This window comes from Mycolicibacterium sp. SMGY-1XX, assembly GCF_059132455.1.
On record NZ_CP101139.1, the window covers coordinates 6960905 to 6981591 of the forward strand.

The 20687-nt window shown below is 67.4% G+C and carries 20 protein-coding genes and 1 pseudogene; 7 read left to right on the top strand and 14 right to left on the bottom strand.

Annotated features, from left to right (window positions below):
* Positions 1-69: 69 nt before the first annotated feature.
* The 4 genes from NL241_RS33245 to NL241_RS33260 all read right to left on the bottom strand — a co-directional run bounded on the left by NL241_RS33245 (position 70) and on the right by NL241_RS33260 (position 5915).
* Positions 70-2295: an MMPL family transporter gene (locus NL241_RS33245; protein WP_494396250.1), complete on the bottom strand. Its 2226-nt coding sequence runs from the start codon at positions 2293-2295 to the stop codon at positions 70-72.
* Positions 2247-3812, bottom strand: coding sequence for a glycosyltransferase family 39 protein (locus tag NL241_RS33250; RefSeq protein WP_494396251.1), 1566 nt, complete (start codon positions 3810-3812; stop codon positions 2247-2249). The genes NL241_RS33245 and NL241_RS33250 overlap by 49 nt, the downstream gene beginning before the upstream one ends.
* A gap of 25 nt (positions 3813-3837) precedes the next feature.
* Positions 3838-4800: a helix-turn-helix transcriptional regulator gene (locus NL241_RS33255; RefSeq protein WP_494396252.1), complete on the bottom strand. Its 963-nt coding sequence runs from the start codon at positions 4798-4800 to the stop codon at positions 3838-3840.
* Between the two features lie 203 nt (positions 4801-5003).
* A complete protein-coding gene (locus tag NL241_RS33260) occupies positions 5004-5915 on the bottom strand; it encodes a LysR family transcriptional regulator (protein WP_494396253.1) in 912 nt (303 codons plus the stop codon).
* Between the two features lie 127 nt (positions 5916-6042).
* On the opposite strand from NL241_RS33260, the gene NL241_RS33265 reads away from it, so the two are divergent.
* Together NL241_RS33265 and NL241_RS33270 are read left to right on the top strand one after the other, a co-directional pair.
* Positions 6043-6765 (top strand): SDR family NAD(P)-dependent oxidoreductase, encoded by a 723-nt coding sequence (locus tag NL241_RS33265; RefSeq protein ID WP_487689942.1) that lies wholly within the window; start codon positions 6043-6045, stop codon positions 6763-6765.
* Between the two features lies 1 nt (position 6766).
* A complete protein-coding gene (locus NL241_RS33270) occupies positions 6767-7126 on the top strand; it encodes a nuclear transport factor 2 family protein (protein WP_494396254.1) in 360 nt (119 codons plus the stop codon).
* Between the two features lie 28 nt (positions 7127-7154).
* Here the strand turns inward: NL241_RS33270 and NL241_RS33275 are convergent, their stop codons facing one another.
* The 3 genes from NL241_RS33275 to NL241_RS33285 all read right to left on the bottom strand — a co-directional run bounded on the left by NL241_RS33275 (position 7155) and on the right by NL241_RS33285 (position 10151).
* Positions 7155-8336 carry an acyl-CoA dehydrogenase family protein gene (locus tag NL241_RS33275; RefSeq protein ID WP_494396255.1) on the bottom strand — a complete coding sequence of 394 codons (1182 nt, stop codon included), beginning with the start codon at positions 8334-8336 and terminating at the stop codon, positions 7155-7157.
* Positions 8323-9465 (bottom strand): acyl-CoA dehydrogenase family protein, encoded by a 1143-nt coding sequence (locus NL241_RS33280; RefSeq protein WP_494396256.1) that lies wholly within the window; start codon positions 9463-9465, stop codon positions 8323-8325. Before NL241_RS33280 ends, NL241_RS33275 begins: the two co-directional genes overlap by 14 nt.
* A 71-nt stretch (positions 9466-9536) precedes the next feature.
* On the bottom strand, positions 9537-10151 hold the full coding sequence (locus NL241_RS33285) for a TetR/AcrR family transcriptional regulator (RefSeq protein ID WP_494396257.1): 615 nt from the start codon (positions 10149-10151) through the stop codon (positions 9537-9539).
* Positions 10152-10293: 142 nt separating this feature from the next.
* Here NL241_RS33285 and NL241_RS33290 point away from each other — a divergent pair, with 142 nt between their 5' ends.
* Positions 10294-10722 carry a nitroreductase/quinone reductase family protein gene (locus NL241_RS33290; protein WP_494396258.1) on the top strand — a complete coding sequence of 143 codons (429 nt, stop codon included), beginning with the start codon at positions 10294-10296 and terminating at the stop codon, positions 10720-10722.
* 37 nt (positions 10723-10759) lie between these two features.
* On the opposite strand, the gene NL241_RS33295 is transcribed toward NL241_RS33290, so the two are convergent.
* The 3 genes from NL241_RS33295 to NL241_RS33305 form a co-directional block, all read right to left on the bottom strand.
* Positions 10760-11932 (bottom strand): alpha/beta hydrolase, encoded by a 1173-nt coding sequence (locus tag NL241_RS33295; RefSeq protein WP_494396259.1) that lies wholly within the window; start codon positions 11930-11932, stop codon positions 10760-10762.
* Positions 11933-12515: 583 nt separating this feature from the next.
* Positions 12516-14075: a cation:proton antiporter gene (locus tag NL241_RS33300; protein WP_487689927.1), complete on the bottom strand. Its 1560-nt coding sequence runs from the start codon at positions 14073-14075 to the stop codon at positions 12516-12518.
* 66 nt (positions 14076-14141) lie between these two features.
* Positions 14142-14720: a TetR/AcrR family transcriptional regulator gene (locus NL241_RS33305; protein ID WP_494396260.1), complete on the bottom strand. Its 579-nt coding sequence runs from the start codon at positions 14718-14720 to the stop codon at positions 14142-14144.
* 85 nt (positions 14721-14805) lie between these two features.
* On the opposite strand from NL241_RS33305, the gene NL241_RS33310 reads away from it, so the two are divergent.
* Both NL241_RS33310 and NL241_RS33315 read left to right on the top strand, forming a co-directional pair.
* Complete coding sequence (locus NL241_RS33310) at positions 14806-15597, top strand: SDR family NAD(P)-dependent oxidoreductase (protein ID WP_494396261.1); 792 nt, start codon at positions 14806-14808, stop codon at positions 15595-15597.
* A 67-nt stretch (positions 15598-15664) separates the two neighbouring features.
* Positions 15665-16840 (top strand): lycopene cyclase family protein, encoded by a 1176-nt coding sequence (locus NL241_RS33315; protein WP_494396262.1) that lies wholly within the window; start codon positions 15665-15667, stop codon positions 16838-16840.
* 10 nt (positions 16841-16850) lie between these two features.
* Here the strand turns inward: NL241_RS33315 and NL241_RS33320 are convergent, their stop codons facing one another.
* Positions 16851-17537 carry a nitroreductase gene (locus tag NL241_RS33320; protein ID WP_487689916.1) on the bottom strand — a complete coding sequence of 229 codons (687 nt, stop codon included), beginning with the start codon at positions 17535-17537 and terminating at the stop codon, positions 16851-16853.
* Between the two features lie 94 nt (positions 17538-17631).
* Between NL241_RS33320 and NL241_RS33325 the strand changes: the two genes are divergently transcribed.
* Positions 17632-18198, top strand: a complete 567-nt coding sequence (locus tag NL241_RS33325; protein ID WP_487689913.1) for a TetR/AcrR family transcriptional regulator — start codon at positions 17632-17634, stop codon at positions 18196-18198.
* A gap of 52 nt (positions 18199-18250) precedes the next feature.
* Here the strand turns inward: NL241_RS33325 and NL241_RS33330 are convergent.
* Positions 18251-19077 (bottom strand): annotated as a pseudogene (locus NL241_RS33330) (SDR family NAD(P)-dependent oxidoreductase).
* Positions 19074-19439: a nuclear transport factor 2 family protein gene (locus NL241_RS33335; protein WP_494396263.1), complete on the bottom strand. Its 366-nt coding sequence runs from the start codon at positions 19437-19439 to the stop codon at positions 19074-19076. Before NL241_RS33335 ends, NL241_RS33330 begins: the two are co-directional and overlap by 4 nt.
* A gap of 80 nt (positions 19440-19519) precedes the next feature.
* Here NL241_RS33335 and NL241_RS33340 point away from each other — a divergent pair, with 80 nt between their 5' ends.
* Positions 19520-19768 carry a hypothetical protein gene (locus NL241_RS33340; protein WP_487689912.1) on the top strand — a complete coding sequence of 83 codons (249 nt, stop codon included), beginning with the start codon at positions 19520-19522 and terminating at the stop codon, positions 19766-19768.
* Between the two features lie 4 nt (positions 19769-19772).
* Here the strand turns inward: NL241_RS33340 and NL241_RS33345 are convergent, their stop codons facing one another.
* Positions 19773-20627 (bottom strand): HpcH/HpaI aldolase/citrate lyase family protein, encoded by an 855-nt coding sequence (locus NL241_RS33345; protein ID WP_487689910.1) that lies wholly within the window; start codon positions 20625-20627, stop codon positions 19773-19775.
* Positions 20628-20687: the final 60 nt, after the last annotated feature.

The following is a 20687-nucleotide window of genomic DNA, read 5'->3' on the forward strand; positions in this document are numbered from 1 at the left end:
ATTCGGAACCCGTGCCGGATCGGATCGGTTCAGGGCTCTACAGAGTTCTCCGCGACGGGCGGCCCAAACTCATTCCGGGCGGGCAAACCGCCGCAACGGCCTCGGTGACCACCAGTTCCACCTGCCCAGCAGATGCATGAATGCCGGCAGCAGCACCATCCGCACCAACGTGGCGTCGACCAGGACCGCCAACACCAGGCCCACCCCGAACATCCGCATGAACGACACCTGGGCGGCGATCAGGCCGGCGAAGGAGATCGCCATGATCAGCGCCGCCGCGGTGACAACCCGTCCCGTGTAGGCCAGACCGAGGATCACGCTGCGGTCTTGATCGGCGACCGCGCCGGCACTTTTCGACCAGAACTCGCGGATACGGGCCAACAGGAACACCTCGTAATCCATGGACAGCCCGAACGCGATGCCGAACAACAAGACCGGAATGGTGGCCACCAATGTGCCGGTGGGTGTCGTCCCGAACGCGCCGAGGTGGCCCTCCTGGAAGATCCAGACCAGGGCACCGAAAGCCGCGGTCAGCGAAAGGGTGTTCAAGACAAGCGCTTTCAGGGGCAGGACAACGCTGCCCGTGAGCACGAACAGCACCACGAAGATCACCACCGCCATGAGGGCCAGCACCAAGGGCAACCGTGAGGCGATGGCCTGCACGCTGTCACGGTTGGTCGCGGCCGCACCCGTGATGACGACGTCACGCCCCCCGGGGCCGGTCAGCGCGCGCAGAGTGTCCAATTGCGTCTCCGACGCCTCCGAGAACAGCGGCGCCGAACCGGCCACCGTCAGGTAGGCACTGCCGTCCCGGACGTCGGTGCCACCGGCCCGAGGACCGACCTGGCGCCCTTGCGCGAACGTCCCGGTGGGCGCATACACCGCCACGACCCCGGGCACCCGCGACGCCGCGGCCGCGTAGCGCTCCCACTCCGCCGGAGTCAGTCCCCGCGCATCCGCCACGACGGCGACGCTCTCGGTCCCCGACTGGCCGGGGAACTGCGCCCGCAGCACGTCACCCACCTGGTGTGCGGACGCCGAGGCAGGCAGCACACGGTCGTCGGGATTGCCCCAGTTGGCGCTCAGGAACGGCAGGCCTGCAACAACGAGAAGCGCGGCGCCCGCCAGGCCCAGGACCCCCGCATGGCGGATGACGAACGCGGTGCTCCGGTGCCAGAAATTCTGCTCGGGGCGCCGGCCGCGGTGGCGGCCCCGCGGGGTGCCGATGCGGGCGCCCAGGACAACGATCAGCGCCGGGGTCAGCACCAATGCCGCCAGCGCGCACAACATCACCGTCGCGACGCCGGCGTAGGCGAACGACCGCAGAAACGGTATGGGGAACACCACCATCGTTGCCATCGACAGGGTGACGATCAGCGCCGAGAACACGATGGTGCGTCCCGCCGTACCCATCGTGGTCCGCACCGCCTGGTCACGATCGGCGCCGCCGGCGATTTCGTCGCGATAGCGACTGAGGATCAGCAGGGTGTAGTCGACCGCCAACGCGAATCCCAATGCGGTGGTCAGATTCAGCGCGAAGATGGACACATCGGCAAACACGGTGATGCCACGCAGTACCGCCAACGAACCCGCTATCGCGGCGGCGGCCACCACCACCGGCAACGTCGCCGCGAGCAATCCGCCGAATACCCAGACCAGCACCAGCAGGCTGAGCGGCACGGCGATGGATTCCATGATCAGCACGTCGTGCAACGTCTGGTCGGTGATCTGGGCGAACACCATTGCCGATCCCCCGGCCTGAACCGTCACCTCGGGAAAGTCGGGCAGCACGTCGGCGTTGACGGCCTCGACGAGACCCTGCCCGTATCCGGGCGCTCGGCTCTCACCCCCGCGCAGGTCGGCGACGATCAGTCCGGTCCGGCCGTCGGCGCTGTAGAGAGCGTCGGCCACGGGTGGCGGCGAGGTCCACGGGGAGATCACGCCGATGACGTTCTGGCTGTCCTCGATCAGTTCCACCATCCGTCGCCCCGCGGATTGGGCGTCGACGCTTCGAGGTCCGTCGCGATGGCTGACGACCAGTACCAGCTGCACATCGCCTTTGCCGAAGACCTCCGACAGGAGGTGATTGGCGCGCGCGGATTCCGCCGCCGGGTCCTGGAAACCACCTGCGGTCAGATGCGCGACGACGGGCACACCGAGGACTGCGGCGGCCACCGCCGCCAGGGCGGCGACGACCAACACGCGTCGGGGCACATGGAGAGCCCACCGCGCGAAGTCCTGCACCCTCACTGCGCGCGGACCGCCTGAACCACCTGGCTCTGGTTGAACCGCCATTCGTGGACGACTCGAAGACCGAGTTGCGGCGGCTCCCTGTGGTAGTCGGTGACAATCCACACCACCGAGCAGCTGCGCAGCGCGTTCACCTGATCATCGGCCGGAAGTCTCGAGCTGAACAGCGAATCATTGTCTGTGGCCTCCTTTTTCGACCCGACGTCGACCAGGCCATCGCGGTGCTGCAGCCGGGTGCCGTCGATGCCATCGGCCGCCGACGCACTCATGGCGCCGTCGAGCAGCAGGCAGTCGCCGGGGGCGGCACGCTCCGCCAGCAGGTCGGCAACCTGGCTGTAGTCCGATCCGTACTTGGCGAACGGTGAGCGCTGGGCAAGGTAGTTCGGCACCGCCGCCACCCCGATCAGCACGAGAAGCGCACCGACGCGCCAACCGTCGCGGCCCACCACCACGACACAGAGCCCGATCAGCAGTGCCGCGGCCGGGGTGGTGAACGCCAGATAGTGGGGCTGATAGATCGGCCGCACCACCACCGAGTATCCGACGAGCACCGCAGTGGGCAGCACAATCCAGGCCGCTGACACCTTCACCAGAAGCCGCGGATCCGGGCCGATATCCGCCGCACGGCGTCGCTTCCACACCGCCAGGGCGGCGAGGATGACGATGACGCTGATCAAGGGAACCACCCGCGCCCACGCCTGCATGGCCACCGCCAGCTGCTCGGCGGTGAACGCACGCTGGTCAGGGCCCACCGCGCGCACTCTGTCCGAGTACACCGAGGGGAAGTACTGCTCGGCGAAGATCTGCCCGGCCGTCGCTGCGCTGATCGGCCAGATCCAGCTGACCTGCGACTGCTGAGGTAGCAGCGCGATCATCAGGGGCACGACGGCCAGCACCGCCGCGGCCGTGGAGGCCACCCACGCGAGCAGCGTCCGGCGCGGCGGCGCCATTCCCGCCACCGCGACGGCGTGCGCCGCCAGCAACAGCACCACCACCACATTGGCGATGATGGACAACGCGAGTGCCAGACCGTAAGCAACCCAGAGCCCTCTGGCGCGGCCGCGGACCGCGGCGACGAGCAGCACCGTCAACCACACCGCACATGCCATGGTGAGGGCATAGGGCCGGGCTTCGACGCCCGCCCAGGTGGTGCGCGGCAACAACACGAAAACCACACCGGCGCAGATACTTACGGACCGACCGGAGAGTTGCCTTCCCAGCACCACCACCCCGGCGGCTGCCGCGCCCACCATCACCGCGCTGGGCAACCGCAACCACGCCTCACCCGGCGGCGTCAGCAACAACCAGCCGTGCATCGTCAGGTAGTACAGGGCGTGCACGGCATCGACGTGCTGCACCAGCGCCCAGAGTTCGGCCAGCGGGCGGCTGGAGGCGGTCACGGTTGCCGCCTCGTCGACCCACAGCGACGGGCGCCCCACCCCCACCACACTCACGACGAACGCGAAGACCCCGATCAGTAGGGCGTCGGCTCCTCGTGCTGCAGCGCCGCCGATCGGTTCTCCCCCATCCGGCCGCACCTCATCAGCATTACAGACCGGCATCGTCGCTTCCGTCGGACCCGCAGGCTCACGTCCTGAGCGCGCCGCCGTTCAAGGTGCGGCGTGGCGACATGCCGTAGGTCAGCCGGTAGTAGTGGGCAAAGCGACTCTGGTGCGCAAAACCCCACCGGTTGGCTATCTCGGCGACGGTGCACCCCTCGGGGCTGGCCCGCTGCAGATCCCGGTGGGCGTGATCGAGGCGCACTTTGCGCAGGTACTGCATGGGGGTGCAGTCGAGGTGGCGCCGGAACAGGTACTGCACACCGCGTGGGGTCATGTGCACATGAGCAGCGATATCGGCCAACGACATCGGCAGGTGGGCGTTGTCGTCGACGAAGGTGATGGCCCGGCGCAGGGCGGCGGTGGAGGCGTCGTGGCGGTCGCAGTGGCTTGGTTCGGGCTGAGCGGTGCTGGGGAATGCCGCCAGGACCAGGCTCGCCAGCATCTGCGCGCCCGTGTCGGCGACCAGCCCGAACTCGTCGACGCCGGCGCCGGCGAGGGCGTGCTTGCGGAGATAGTCGATGAAGGCGCTCAGGCGCGTCCCCGCTTCGGGTGAGAGGGGTCGGTGGCTGGTCAGTCGCACCGAGCGCTCGACCGGCCCCGCCGACGGAGCTGCGATGCGGTCGAGTTGCCCGGGCTCGAGCATGGTGGCGTCGTAGCGGGTGTGGTGCAGTTGTCCGCTGTAGGGGCTGTCCGGCGGGGCCAGCAAGGCGATGTCACCCGGGGTCAAGACGTCCTCGACCCGGTCGAAGCGGGTGTCGAGGCTTCCGGAATGGATTCGGCACACGCAGATCCGCCCCAGCGGCTCGACGTAGAAATCCATGTCGAAGTTGAAATCGAGTTCGTCGACATTCACCGGTCCCATCCAGTGCCGTCGTATCCGCGTTTGCGGCGCCGGGTGGTGCCCGCCGATCTTCAGCCGGGTGTATGCCTTGACGAGGAAGTCCTGGGTCTCGGACAGATCGGTACTGTCGAAGCTGAGATCATCCACAACTGCACCCTTCTCGCAGTCTGCGTCCACGCCGAGCATCCCCCTCGAGGCGCACCAGGTCCACCATCCCGCCAGACTCTTAGGGAAATGTCATCACCGGCGCGCGAATGACTGCAGATGAATCGAAGTGGTTGCGCTGCAGGCAAACCGTGATGATGCTGGTCGCCATGCTCACGATGGCGCGGCCTCATCGTGCCCGCAACTCAGCGGTGCGGGTCGCCCGCAGGCAGCCACACTCCGGGTTCGGTCAGTCCCGGTACGTCGACACCCGCCGTGAAGGCCTCGATCACGGCATGTACCAAGGGGTTCGGCTCATCTTGGCGCCACACCAGGGACCACGTCCACATCGGGCTCGGGTGCTGCACCGGCCGCCGGGTCAGGTCCGGCGGCGTTGCGTCGTTCTGGCCCTTGGGGTTGTTGAGTAGCGGACGCCGGAGGCGCCGGACGTGGTCGAAGAAGGTCGAGCCCGTCACTCCCCCGTCCTCGACCCGAACCACCTGCGCACCCGATGCCGCGGCGAACTGCTCGGCGAATCTGTTCCACGACGACCAGCTCGACTGGTCGGAATCCACCAACACCGTCAGATCCCGTGCGTCAACGGGTGAAGAATCCGGCCCGGCACTCAGCGCGTAGAGCCGGTCGGCGCCGGCCAGTCGCGCCTCGAGTGCCAAGGCCTGCAGGTCCGCATGCTCGACCCAGCAGATCGCGAGGTCCAGGCTGCCGTCCGCGACGCGGGCGGCTTGGGCATGCGAAGGCATGACCCAGGTGTCCACCCGCAACTGCGCCACACCCGCGGCCCGCTCGGCCCAGTCCGTGGGGCACCACTGTACGCACCCGATGCGGACGGGCTCCGACGTCGCCAGACCCTGGGCCTGGCGCCGCAGCTCGTCGGCCTGGCCGATGAGGGCCCGCGCCCGCGGCAGCAGCGCCGAGCCGGCGGCCGTCAGCGCCACCGAGCGCCGGTCGCGGTCGAACAGCTGCACCTTGAGGTCGCGCTCGAGCGCCTTGATCTGTTGTGAGAGTGACGGTCCCGCGATGCGCAGCCGTTCGGCCGCGCGCCCGAAGTTCAGCTCGTCGGCCACCGTGACGAAGTAGCGCAGCTGTCGCAGCTCCACACCGGTCAGCGTAGTGCAGTAGGAGCTTGTGCCTACCAGTAGCGAGGTGATTGGTCCCTGGGCCGGGGATTGCCGGCCGGCTGACGGCGCGTTCTGCGGTGCAACACCAACTGAAAGGAACACGGACATGACATCTGCACCCCGCGTCGCACTCATCACCGGCGCCTCACAAGGAATCGGCGCCGGTCTGGTGGCCGGCTACCGCAAGCTCGGCTACGCCGTCGTGGCGAACTCCCGCACCATCGCGGCCGCTGACGACCCGATGGTCCTGGCCGTACCGGGTGACATCGGGCAACCCGGTGTCGGCGGGCGGATCGTCGACGCGGCGATCGAACGCTTCGGGCGGATCGACACCCTGGTCAACAATGCGGGCATCTTCATCGCCAAACCGTTTGTCGACTACAGCGACGACGACTATGACGCCATCACCGGAGTGAACCTCCGTGGGTTCTTCGAGCTCTCCCGTGCCGCTGTGGCCCGGATGCTCGAGCAGGGACCCGATCCCCGGGGTGGCCACCTGGTCACCATTTCGACCACTCTGGTCGAACATGCCAACTCAGCGGTGCCGTCGGCGCTGGCCTCGTTGACCAAGGGTGGTCTGAACGCGGCGACCCGTGCGCTGGCCGTCGAATACGCCACGCGCGGAATCCGTTCCAACGCAGTGGCTCTCGGAGTCATCAAGACACCGATGCACCAGCCGTCGGAATACCAGGCCCTGGCGGCACTGCACCCGGTGGGCCACCTCGGCGAGGTAGCCGATGTCGTCGACGCGGTGCTCTACCTGGAGAACGCGCCGTTCGTGACCGGCGAGATCCTGCACGTCGACGGCGGCCAGAGCGCGGGGCATTGACATGTCCGCCGCGGAGATCCTCGTCAGCGTCCTGGACGAGTGGAAGGCCGGGATCGACACCCACGATCCCGGCCGGGTGGCCGCCGCGTTCACCGAGGACGTGGTGTTCCAAGGCCTGCGCCCCTACGGCGTGGGCAGACACGCGGTCGCCCAGTACTACGGTTCTCAACCCGAAGGGATGACGGTCGCCTACCGGGTCCTCGAAAGCCGTAGTCCGGCAGATGATGTCGTATTCGGTTATCTGGCCGCGACGTTCAGCTACCCGGACCGGCCCGCAGTGGAGCTGGCCATCGGCGTGGTGCTCACCCGGGTTGGCGGCCGGTGGCAGGTGGCCCAGTACCAGGCGTCGCGGGTGGTGTAGAGGTGACAACCCTCCTTCGGGCCCTCCGTCAGCCTTGATCGTGCGGCAGTTCCCGGAACGGCCGGTCATGGTAGGGATCGGGCTCCCTGGGCAGACCGAGCACCTTCTCGCCGATGATGTTGCGCTGGATCTGGTCGGTGCCCCCGCCGATCGAGGTGAAGTAGGCGTTGAGAGCGCGGAAGGTGGTGGCGTCGCCCAGTGGGTGCTCGGGGCCTTCCAGCATGGATTCCGGACCTGCCAGGTCGGTGTACACCCGTGCTGATTCATGCAGGATGCGTGACATCGCGATCTTGCTGAGTGACAGCACCGACAGGCGCTCGGCTTGGCTGGCGGTCGACTTCGACCGGGCGAGGTTCCAGCGATTGACCGCCTGCAGCGCTTCGATACGGGCGATCGCCTGGCGCAGAACCGGATCGTCGAAGCGGCCCAACCGGATTGCCAGATCGCGAAGGCTCACCTTGCGTACGTCGTCTTCGGTGGTCGCCCTGCCGCGGTCGGTGCGGGCCGAGCCGCCCATGATCGCGCGCTCCAGGCCCAAGGCGAGCTGCAGCGTCGCCCACCCCGCATTGACATCGCCGATGCGGTCGCTGTCGGCGACTCTGGCGTTGTCGAGGAAAACTTCGTTGAACTCGGACTCACCGGTGATCTGGTGTATCGGACGCACGGTCACACCGGGTTGTTTCATCGGCAACAGGAAGAAGGTCAGTCCGCGATGTTTGGGTACATCGACATCGGTTCGGGCAACCAGCATGCCGTAGTCGGCCTTCTGCGCAAATGAGGTCCAGACCTTCTGGCCGTTGACTATCCACTGGTCGCCGTCACGCACAGCGCGGGTGCGCAACCCGGCCAGGTCCGAACCCGCGCCGGGCTCGCTGTAGAGCAGGCACCCGCGCAGCTGTCCACGTAGGAAACCACCCAACAGCCGGGCTTTCAGATCCTCGGATCCCGCCGCGTGCACGGTGGCCGCCCACAGGTTCATCCGGTCCTGTCCCGATCCCGGTGCGCCCACTCTCTCGAACTCGGCTCGTACGGCGCGTGATTCGTCCTGACCGAGTCCGCGGCCGAACCACCTCGGTTCCCAGCTCGGAGCAGCCCAGCCCGCCGTGACCACCCGGTCCAGCCAGTCGGCCCTGTCGAGCGCGGGGTCCCAGTTCTGCTGCAGCCAGGCACGTACCTCGGCGATCACGCCAGAGGTATCAGGGTCGGACATGCGGGCCTCCTGTGCTGCTTCGCTGCAGATAGGTTTCACGGTGCAGCACCGGATCGCCCAGCAGTTGGGCGTCGGTGCGCGCGCGGCGCAGGTACAGATGTGCGGGATGCTCCCAGGTGAACCCGATCCCGCCGTGCACCTGAATGCCCGTGGCGGCAACGCTGAGGTATGCCTCGGCGCAGTACGCCTGTGCCAGAGCAAGATCCGCACCTGCGCCGGGGCGCTGCCGGTCGAACGACTCGGCGACGTGCCGGGCTGCGGATATCGCCGATTCGGCTTCCAACAGCATGTCCGCACACATGTGCTTGACGGCTTGGAAACTGCCGATCGCCCGGCCGAACTGGAAGCGGGTCCTGGCGTGGTCGACGGCCAATTGCATGGCCCGGCGCGTGCCGCCGGCCTGTTCGCTGATCAGCGCCACCGCTGTCAGATCCAGGGCGGCAGCCAGGACCGAGGTCCCTGTTCCCGGCGCCCCCACCGACCGAGCGGGAGTGTCTTCGAGAACGATCGAGTACTGTCGCCGGGTTTGGTCGACTGTCTGCAGCGGCGTCACCGTCAGTCCGGGTGCGTCGGGGTTCACCCGGAAAACCCCTGGCCCGTCCGGGCTTTGCGCCAGCACGTAGATGACGTCGGCACTACCTGCGTCCAGCACATAGGACTTCTGACCCGTCAGCTGCCAGCCGGGGTCACCGGTGCGGACCGCTCTGGTGCCGATGCAGTTGGGCCGGGCGGATGCCGGTAGGACGGTCTCGGCGAACGCAACGGTCGCGATCACCTCCCCTGAGGCGATGCCGGGCAACACGGACTGCCGCTCCCGGTCGTCGGTGCTGCAGTTCAGCACGTGGGTACTCAGCACGGCGGTGGCCAGGAAGGGGCCGCCCATCAGGGCAGCACCCATCTCCTCCATGACCACACCCATGGCGACGTGCCCCGCGCCGGCACCGCCGAACTGCTCATCGATCAGCAGGCCCGGTAGTCCCATCTCGGCCAGATGCCGCCACAGCTCGCGGTCGTGTCCGGTGTCGGTGGCCATGGCGGCGCGGACCTGCGCCTCTGAGCAGTGCTTGGCCAGCAGCTCGCGCGTCGTCACCCGCAGTGCATGCAGTTCTGCGTCCAGAGCAGCCGTCATGATCTTCTCCTCGGATGGCTCGACACGAGATTAACAGACGGATTCCGGCTGATATCCGCGGAAGCCGGTCGTCACTGCAGCGGGGTGGCGGCACCGGCCATTGCCGCGCGGACCAGGTGGTCGCGGAATTGTGGTAGCCGCGAACGCATCTGGGCCCGTAGCTCCCGCGGCGTCGTGACGATGTGGTTCTGGATACCGCCGATCACCATGTCGATCATCAACGTCGCGGCGGCGGTGGACGGAACGTCACCGCGTTTCAGCGCGCGCCGGCCGATCCGCCGGCCTGCCAGGACGAGGGTGCGGTAGTAGTCATCCGAGGCATCGCGGACCTCGGGGTGATGCAACCGGTCGATGAGCACCTGATGCAGCAGATTGCCGTACGGGCCGGTCAAGTGCGCGATGTACAGGTCCGCCATCGCCTCGAGGTCTCGCCGCGTGTCACCGGTGTTGATGTCCTCGAAGTACAGCGAGCGTGCCACCAGGACCTGCGCCAGCAACTGCACCCGGGTCGGCCAGCGCCGGTAGATGGCGGCCTTGCCGACCCCGGACTGACGGGCCAGCGCATCGACCCGGAAGCCATTCCAGCCTGCCTGCGAATACAGCGCAGCCGCCGCGTCATAGACGCGGTTCTCGATCTCCGGGTCGCGGGGGCGGCCCCGGCGACCGCTCTCCGATGTCACAGCCATCAACGCATCGTGGCACTTGCTCCGGTGATGCCGCAGAACAACCCCTGCCCACGAGCCGCCCGCACTTCGCCTCGAAGGAGGGCGCGCCGTCGTAGGGTCAGCATGGCCGTACCACCACCACGCAGACGGGAGTGTCACCACCATGAGCGCACCGGACGACTGGAACACGCAGATAATCAACGAGTTCCGGGCCAATGGCGGACGCGTCGGCGGGAACTTCGAGGGTGCCCCGATGGTCCTGGTGCACCACACGGGCCGCAAGACGGGTAAACAGACCGTCACGCCGATGATGTACCTGCCGGATGACGACAACCCGGACGTGATCTACGTGTTCGCTTCCAAGGCCGGGGCGCCCACCCACCCCGCCTGGTACCACAACCTCACAGCGACGGGCAGCGGTGAGATCGAACTCGGTACCAGCACCCACACCATGGCCGTCACCGAGATCACCGGTAGCGACCGTGACCGCATCTACGGTGAACAGGCCCGCCGCTACCCGGGCTTCGCCGAGTACGAGAAGAAGACCGCCGGGGTACGCACCATCCCGGTGCTGGCACTCACCAAGACCTGAACGCAGGCACACCGCCGGTCGCGCTTCCTGGCCCCGGTCACACGGATTGCGGGTGCACTCCCAGGGCGTCGTAGATCCCGGGTAGTTCGGCCTGCGCCTCCGGCAGGAAGTAGAAGACCACCCAATCGTGGATCAGGCCCTTGCGCAGGACAAACGTGACATTGCTGTCACCGGCGGCCTTCTGCTGCAACCTCAGGGTCTGGAACGTGATCTGGTCCAACGAACTCGAATACACCGTGGTGGGCGGAAGACCGTCGAGGGAGCCGAAGACCGGGCTTGCCAGCGGATCGGTGGGATCGAGGCCGGCGAGCCAGGCGACGCGGTTCTTTTTGCTGACCTCCGGGTCCAGGAGCGGGTCGTCGAACGGCAACTCGGTGTACGGGTCGTTGCTGTCCAGTGACGGCGACAGGAGCACGAGCCGACTGGGCATCGAGTCGGACTCCGCCTCCCCCTTCCTGATTCGCGCGGCCTGGAGTTGCAGGGCCGCCAGCGAGATGCTGCCCCCGGCGGAGTCACCCAGCACACTCACATTCGGGGCGCCGTACGCGCGAACTTCCGAGGCGATGCGGTTGGCCATCACCGGGACGACGGTCGCGGCGGTGCCGCCCTTGCCGATGACGGGATACACCGGCACGACGACGGTGGCGCCGGTGTCCCGCGCCAACTGGTGATAGGTGAGGTAGGTGAAAATGTTTGCCTCCGAGGTGAAGCCACCGCCGTGTACGGCGATCACCCGCTCGCCTGTCGGCGCCTCCGGTGTGATGACCCACTCGTCCCACGTGGCCCCGCTCGGCTCATCGACATACTGCCGTTTCGTGACATCCGTGCCCGGCATCAAGAACGTCGGCGGCGTTCCGTCGGTGAGGAAGGGAATCTCGAAGGACGGGGATGCGAGATTGAAGGGAATGCCCAGCGCCTCCGTCACCGCAGTCACGACCCGCAAGCCTGTGACCAGAACCTGATGAGCAAACGAGGGCTGCCCTGTATAGGCGTCTTCCCAGTCGGGGGCAATGTCGTAACCCGGGGTGGGCGTCCGTGGAATGGTTGCGGCGTCAACGGCACCACTGGCCACCTCCGATGCGGAGATCCGCTGCGCAGCAGGCGCATTGCGGTCAACAGCCTCGCGGCGGGCATGAGCCAGCATGCTCAATTCGACCACCTCGCGCAGAGGTGCGGGGTCTGGAGCTGGGTCGGTCAGCGCAACTGGCACCTCATCCACCTGCTCGAGAACAACCTCCGTGCCCGGTTTCGGCGACGGCAGGTCACGGCTGCTCTCACGGTCTGAGCGACGGTTCTCCGAGGCCGTTGGGCGCTTGGCGCTCTCGGACGACGTCGACGTATCGTCGTCCGGGCGGTTCGCACCCGAACGCACCGTCTTCCCGGAGTGCTCACCACCGTCGTCTTCTGCAGAAGAGCGCTTCGCCGGTCCCGCACCGTTGCGCGGCTTGGATTCATCTGAACGCGAAGACGTTTCGCGTTCAGATGCAGATTCTTTGGTCGAGGAATCGGAGTCCGCCCAGGAAACGGCGGTCGCGGTGTAACCGCCCACTACGGCAGTACCGATGCCCAAGAACACCGCGAGGGCACCCACGCGGCCGACGTGTAACACCTTCTGAGCCGACTCCCCCAAGACCTTCCGGTGGCCGGTCCGGTTCTTCTTCAATGCACTGGTCACTTCGCCCCCACTGGCTTCTGATCCATGACACTGCCGGACGCTCGACGCGTCAATGGGTATTTCGGACTATGTTCTGGCCAGTGCAAGCACCCAGGATCTCGACGAATTCGAGCTCTGGTCACTCCGGCGTGGTGCCATGGCCGTCGAGCTTGCGCAGCACATTGTCGGCGATGGTGGGGTCCATCCCGTGCTCGGTGCGCGCCGAGAGGATGACATCGCGGGCGGCGGTCAGGACTTCGGCTTCCAGTTCGGCGGCTTGTGCCCGGCACCCGGCGTCTTCGTCGCTGTGCGCGGCGTCGGGTTCCTCGAAACCCATCCGCCGCCACACCTTGTTCATGTTGTCCGCGGCTTCCCGGGCGACCCGCTGGTCGACATCGCCGCGACGCGTGAGGTCGTCCAGTCGCTGCATTCCGGCCCGGCGGGCCCGAGCCGTCAGCTCGCGCTGCACGTCGGCCGTTTCCTCGGGCGGCACCTGAACGCCGAGGCGGCGGACGATCCACGGCAAGGTCGTGCCCTGCAATGCCAACGTCACCACGATCACCACGAACGCGATGAAGATCAGCCGGTCCCGCTCGGGGAAGTCCATCGGAAGGGCCAGCACCGCTGCCAAGGTGACAACGCCGCGCATCCCGGCCCAGGAGGCGATCAGGCGTTCCTGCCACCCGGCCGGCTCGGCTTCCGGGTTCGACCGCGCGTGTAACCGTTGATCGATGGTGCCGACGACGAAGATCCAGACGAACCTGATGACGATGACGACAGCGGTGACCAGCAGGGCTTGTTTGACCAGATCGCTGAGATCGCCCGGAACGGCAGCCGCCACCGCTCGCAACTCGAGACCCACGAACGCGAACGCCGCCCCAGTCACCAGTAATTCGAGGATGTCCCAGGCGGTTTCCGAGACCAGCCGGGTCTGCGCGGACTCGGCATCAGGGTGCCTACTCAGTGCCAACGCCAGCGTCACCACAGCCAACACCCCACTGCCGTGCGCCACATCAGCAATCCCGTACGCCGCGAACGGCATCAGCAGCACCAGGGAGGTGCCGACCGGATGAGCGGGCAGTTTTCCGAGCAACCAGCGCACACCCACAGCGAGAATCAGCCCTGTGGCGACGCCCACCGCCACCGAAAGTGTCAGGCTGCCCGCCGCGCCCCATGGTGACAACGCACCCGTGACCACTCCGGTGACCGCCACCTCGTACAGCACCAGCGCCGTCGCATCATTGGACAGACCCTCGCCTTCCAATGTGGTCCGCAAACGACGTGGCAGACGCAGTTCGCGGACCGCCGACGTGGCGGCCACCGGATCCGGCGGCGCCGCCGCCGCGCCCAACGCCACCGCCGCCATCAGCGAGGCGCCGGGAACCAACGCATGCACCAGGACACCGACGGCGAAGGCCGTCACCAAGACCAGGGCGACAGCAAGCAGGCCGATCGCCCGGCGGTTGTCGAGGAATTCACGCCACGACGTGCGCCGTGCGGCCGCGAACAGCAACGGCGGCAGCACCAGCGGGAGAATCAGATCCGGACTGATCGACGGCGCCGGCATACCCGGGACGAACGCCACCGCCAGTCCCGCGACCAGCAACACAACTGGATACGGCAACTTCAAGCGCGTCGCCAGCGGTGCCAGGAACACCGTCGCGACGAAGAGCGCCAGAAGAAGCGTCAGTTGCTCCATGAGCACCTCAGCACCCCTCGCAGATACCCGCCGCGGCGAACGACAAACGGAACCTGGGCAGGGCCGTCAGCTCAGGGAAGTGTCGTTGATCGTGTCGAAGACCGCCTCGAGCAGCCTCTCGAGGTGCTGGGTGTTCTTCGCGTTGAGCGCGCGAGTGCCTACCACCCGCCGCATCAGGAGCACCCCACTGATCACCGACAGCACCAGATCGGTGCGAACATGGCGCCCCGGGGTGGGAAGCTGGCGCGCCAATCGCCGCCCGACGTGCCGCTCGATGGCGTCGCGGACGATCTCCGCCGCGCGTGGATTCGATGCCGATCTCAGCATGATCAGGAACGGTGCGAGGTCATCGGTTCCGGGGTCGGAACGGCTGACCAGCGCACTGGCGGCCGCCCGGCCTGGCGACTGACCGCCTTCGGGGATGATCGTCGGCGGCGCGAAGGCGGTCTCCACAGCCTCGGCGAACAACTTCTCCTTGGACCCGAAGTACCTGTTCACCAGCATGGCGGTGACACCGGCATCGCCGGCGATTTCGCGTACACCGACGCCGTCGAAGCCCGCCCGGGCGAAATTACGGACAGCCGAGTCCAGGATCGCCTCCCGGGTGGCGGCAGCGTTACGTGGTCGATACGGGCCGGCAGCCATTCCTCGAGGCTAGGGGAATATCGCGTGCGAAGTCTACGTCTGTAGACGTATCCGAAGTCTACAAGCGTATACAAGGAGTTTCGCCATGGACATGGGTTTGACCGGCAAGCGCGCGCTGATCAGTGGTTCCAGCACAGGGCTCGGTCAGGCGATAGCCGAAATGCTGGCAGCAGAAGGCGCTTCCGTTGTTGTTCACGGACGAGACGAGGCGCGAACACACGCTGTTGCCGACCGGATTCGAGCGCGCGGTGGCAGCGCCGTTCCGGTTCTCGGCGATCTGGCCTCGCCCACTGAGGCCGCCGCGGTCTGCGAAGCCGCCGGCGATGTCGACATCCTGGTCAACAACGCCGGCTATTACGACGGACTTTCGTGGTCGGAGTTGTCCGATGAACAGTGGGCGGGCATCTATCAGGCCAACGTCATGTCGGCAATCCGCCTGATCCGCCACCTGGCGCCCGGCATGCGCAGACGCGGGTGGGGCCGCATCATCCAGATCGGCGGCGGGCTGGCGCTACAACCCGCCGCAATGCAACCGCACTACAACGCCACACTGGCCGCCCGGCACAACCTGACGGTGTCCCTGGCGCGGGAACTGGCCGGCACAGGCGTCACCGCCAACATCGTCGCCCCGGGGGCGATCCTCACCGAGCCAACCCGCGAGATGACGATGCGGGTCGCCGCTGACCATGGCTGGGGCCCGAGCTGGGACGACATCGAGGCGGCCGCCTCCGCCGCATGGTTTCCCAACGACATCGGCCGGTTCGGCCGACCCGAGGAGGTGGCCGCCGCCGTGACCTTCCTTGCCGGCACGCATGCCGACTACATCAGCGGCGCCGATATCCGCGTCGACGGCGGTGTCGTACGGACGGTCTCCTGAGGAACACCATCGGCAGCAGCGGCTGGTCGTGCGGGCGATTCTCGCGGTACAGGGCACGATTGGACGAATGGACGTTCTGGTGGTCGGAGCCGGCCCCGCGGGCATGGCGTTGGCGGGGGCGTGTGGGCGGCTCGGATTGGTCACCGGATTGGTCGACCCTTCCCCGGAACGTCCCTGGCTGGCCACCTACGGGATGTGGAGCCGGGAGCTGCCGACCGATCTGCCGGCTGCGGTGGTCGCGGCCCGAGCCGCAGGCCGGGCGATCGCGCTGACGGAGCACCACTTGGGTTGGGAGTACGCCGTCCTGGATGTGCCCGCTCTCCAGGCGCACCTCGCCGGTCAGCTCACCGGCGTGCACCTCCACGCGGGCCGCGCGGTCGGGTCACCGGAGCGTGGCGTGGTTGCGTTGGCCGACGGGTCGCATCTGAGGGCCTCGGTCGTCGTGGACGCCGGAGGCCGGGCGCGCCCGCTGGACCCGACGCCGTCGCGCCGAATACCCGCTGAACAAACTGCCTACGGTTTGATTCTCGACGAACACGCCGCCGCACCACTGATATCCGCCGGCGAGGCACTGTTCATGGACTGGCGCGCCGATCACGGGGAGACGGGGTGGCCGACGTTCCTCTATGTGGTTCCGCTGGGCGGAGGCCACGTGCTGGTGGAAGAGACGTCACTGGCTCGACGGCCGGGGCTGCCACTGCCGGCGCTGCGCCAACGCTTGCACGCCCGGCTGGCCCACCACGGTGTTCCGGTCCCGAAAGACGCACGAACCGAGCGGGTTTCGTTCCGGGTTGATCACCCACGGCACCATGGTCGCGGGGTTCTCGGGTTCGGTGCGGCCGCCCCGTTGATCCACCCGGCGACCGGCTTCAGCCTGGCCGCGTCCCTGCGGCTCGCCCCGCAGGTTGCGGATGCGCTCGCCGCACACCTGCCGGGCGAGCCGGACCGGGCGCTGGCCGCGGCCCAGGCATCCGTCTGGCCGCCCGCCGCGCAGGTCATCCACCGCTTCCGCCGGATCGGCTTGGAAGCACTCCTGCGGATGCCTCCGGCCGATGTCCCTGGATTCTTCGAACAGTTCTTCGCCCTGCCCGACTCGGACCGGTGGACCTACCTCACCGCCCGCGACGACGTCCGCGGCACCGCCGCGGCCATGAACTCGCTCTTCCGTTCATCGAGCGGCCGATTACGTCGCCACCTCGTCACCTCGGCCGTGCGCCGCCCGGTGCGCAGCAATGACGGATGAAGGTCCGGGCTCAGCGATGGAAGCGGGTGGTCGCCGACAACTCGGCCCGGGGAACAACAAGACCGTTCACGGGCGCGCTGTCGTCGGCGTAGCCGAAGGATATGCCCAGCAACAACTTCCGGTTCTCCTCGACACCGAGTTCGGCCCGGACGGTATCGGCGTAGAAAGACAGCAGACCCTGAGGGCACGACGCGATCCCGTGCGCTGTCATCGCCAACAGCAGCGTCTGGGTGTAGATACCCACATCGGCGGCGATGCGGACCTCCGCGGTATCCGGTGCGAAGATCATCGCGACGTGCGGCGCGTCGTAGAACCGCAGGCTCTTCTTGTTGTAGAAGTCCAGTAGCTCGGTGTCTTCTCGCGCGATACCCAAGGTTTCGTAGAGTTTGGCGCCGAATTCCTTGCGACGACTCTGGTGCTCCCCCTGGTACATCTGGTCGTTGTACGGGAAATCCAACGAGGCCTTGTTCGCCTTGTCGGCAGCCACGATGGCGTCGGCGAGGCGCTCTCGGGCGGCGCCGCTGACCACCTCGACGTGCCACGGTTGGGTATTCGAGTTCGACGGCGCATGGCTCGCCAGCTCGAAGACCGTCCGGATGGTGTCGGCAGGAACCTCGTCGGGCCGGAATGCCCGGGTGGCGCGGCGGCTGCGGATCACCTGACCGACGGACTGGCCCAGGGTGGGGGTGTCGACCATCTCCAGCCTTTCTTATGTAGACGTTTCCGTTTACTTCTGAGCCACACTATCGGGTGTGCCCGAGAAAGTAAACGTCGGCGTGTACTTTGTCTGTATGACCGAGACCAGGGGCCGTGGCGGGCGCGAGCGCATCGTGGCCGCGGCCACGCGACTGTTCGAGGCGCAGGGCATCAACGCGACGACCATGGAGCAGATCGCCGCGACAGCGCCGGTCTCCAAGCGCACGCTCTATGCGCACTTCCCGGTCAAGGACGACCTCGTGGTTGCCTACCTCCGGCACCTGGCCGACGCCGGACTCACCATGGAGGGCCTACTCGACCGTGCGGACGTCCCGCCCCGTGAGCGCATCCTGGCGCTGTTCCGGATTCCGCCGTCCGACGGCCCGGTGCGCGGTTGCCCCTTCACGGCAGCCGCAACCGAGTTTCCCGACCCAGCGAGTCCAGCGCACGCTTACACGCGTGATCGCAAACGTGACTTCACCTCACGGATTGCCGACCTCCTGGTGGAACTGGGCGCGCGCGATCCCGCGCAGCTGGCCGAACAACTGGCCATCCTGGCCGACGGCGTGGCAGGCAGGGCCATGGTGTTCAACGACCCGGGTCGCGGCGACTTCGCGCGGGCGGCGGCCGAGACGCTGCTCGAAGCCGCGCTCACGCCGTAAGGGTCCTGAAGAGCCGGGTCGCACCGCTCCGGCGACGCATCGAGTGCGACTCTCACGCCGATCTCTGGGTGTCCAGTGACTCCTCGGGGAAATCCGTTCCGCGCGAGAGCGTTTCGTTTGCCCGGATGTCGCCGAGGGTCTGCTCGAGTGCGGAGGTGGCGGCGACTCCTGGGACATGGCCGCGATCACCGCGCGGACACCGCGCCGCGGGTCTCCCGGTTGCGCACCGTCCTGCCGGATCATCGCATCGCGGACCTGCCTGAGCATGGGGTGGTAGTCGGGGATCGTCTCCTCGATCGGCTCCTGCGCGAAGCCGGCGTAGGCCCGGGTCCGAAACGCTCCCGGTTCGACCGCCATGACGTGTATTCCCTGTGCGGCCACCTCGGCGCGCAGCGACTCGGTGACGGCCTCGACGGCGAACTTGGTGGCGCTGTAGTAACCGAATCCGGTCACCGCGGTCAGCCCGGCGACCGAGGACACGTTGATGATCCATCCACTCCCACGGGCACGCATACCTGGCAGCACGGCGCGTGTCACCGAGAGCACGGCAAAGAAGTTCAGTTCGAACATCGCACGCACCGACGCCTCGTTCATGCCCTCGATCGATCCGTACCGACCGCGCCCGGCGTTGTTGACCAGCACATCGATGCCACCGAAGTGTTCCTCGGCGATGCGCACCGCGTCCTGCACTTCTGCAGGGCCGGTGACATCCAGCTTCAAGACCAGCACGCGATCGCCATACGCGCCTGCCCACGTGTCCAGCTCCTCCGGACGCCGGGCGGTGAGCACCACCCGGTCCCCGGCTTCGAGCGCCGCATCGGCGAAGGCCATCCCGAACCCACCCGGTGTGCCACCGGTGATGAACCACCGTCTGGTCATGGCTCGATCACCAGCCGACTGATCAGCGCCCCTTCCAGGGAGAACCGGAAGTGCAGGTCGGCGGTGCCGCCGGGAAAGTTCCCCTCGAGGTGCTGTACGACATCGACCGACGCCGCATCGGAGGTTGTGGCACTGGTGAATTCGGTGGTGTAGGTGTACTCGGTGGCCGAGTCGGTCAGCCACGACTTGATCTCGTCGCGTCCGACATGGTCGTGTCCCTCGTCGGTCACCACAGCGTCGGGGGCGAATGTGGCGAGCGCCCTGTCATCCTCGCCGGCGGCGTGCGCAGCCGGATACGTCGTGATCGTCTGCGGGAGTGCATCCCATTCGGTGGGCACGTCCACTCTGTTGTGCGGTGTCATGACCCCACGGTGAGGTCTCCCGCAGGGGGAGAGTCAAGCTGACATTGTGAGAGCGCCGCCGACACGGGTATACGCGCACGATGATGATTTCGGGCGACGACGTTGCTCAGCTGCTCGACGCAGGACCCAGCGCGGTCCTGGTGCTCATCGAGGGGCGAGCCGAGGTGATCGGCAGCGACGAACTCGACACCAGCGACTACCTGGGTGCGCTCGAGGTCATCTCCCGGAGTGCACTGCTCGACCGCACCGGCGGAACGGACCTCACCGAGCACGAGCTCAGTGAGCAGGCCGCTGTTCTCGATGCGGCAGTGTCCGAACTCGGCGGCTGACCGGTCAGGCCAGACCGAGTTTGGCGGCCAGGTCCAGGACCGCTTCGGCCCGGGCCCGGGTGGGACCGACGCTGCCGTCGTACGCGCCGGCGGGTGCGTCCAGCCGCGCCAGAGTGCGGCGCGCCTCGTCGATTTCCAGCGGCGAGGGACTCAACAGATTGTTGACCGTCTCGGCGTGCGCGGGATCCAGGCACAGCCGTGCGGTCATCCCGGCGGCTTTGGCGACAGCCGTATCACGGGCCAGGTGGTTGGCGGCGGTACGCAGGGTCGGTCCGTCGATCGGGGCGGGCAGCCGGGCAGCGCGGCTGGCGATCACCAGCCTGGCCCGCGCGTAGGCCAGCACCGCCGGGTCACCGCTCATCCCGGTATCGCGGCGGAAATCACCGACCCCGAAGGCGATCCGGCAGCATGCCTGAGTCCGTGCGATATCGAATGCCGACTCGATGCCGAGTGCCGATTCGATGAGGGCGACCACCGGCGTGCCGACAGGTAACCGGGCGGTGGTTGCGGCGATGTCGTCGACCGATTCGGTCTTGGCCAGCATCACACCGGCGAGCCCAGGTGCGTCTGCCACGGCGTCCAGATCCGCGGCCCAAGCGGGCGTACTCACGCTGTTGATGCGCACCCACCCGCGCCCGCCGGCGTGCAGCCATTCGGTCACCGAGGCGCGACCCGCCGTCTTCTGGGAATCAGGCAGGCCGTCTTCGATGTCGAGGACCAGGGCGTCGGTGTTGCCCGCGGCTGCGGCGTCGAACGCGTCGGCGCCATCTGGGACACCCGGTTGCAGCAGCCACGTCCGGGCCAGCGACCAGTGCGGCTTACGGATGCGCTCCGCTACCTGCGGTGAAACCACGCTCACGACCTCTCGCTCGACATTCGTGGTGTCGATCGTCCGGTCGCGGCAGTGGGATCGCCAGGT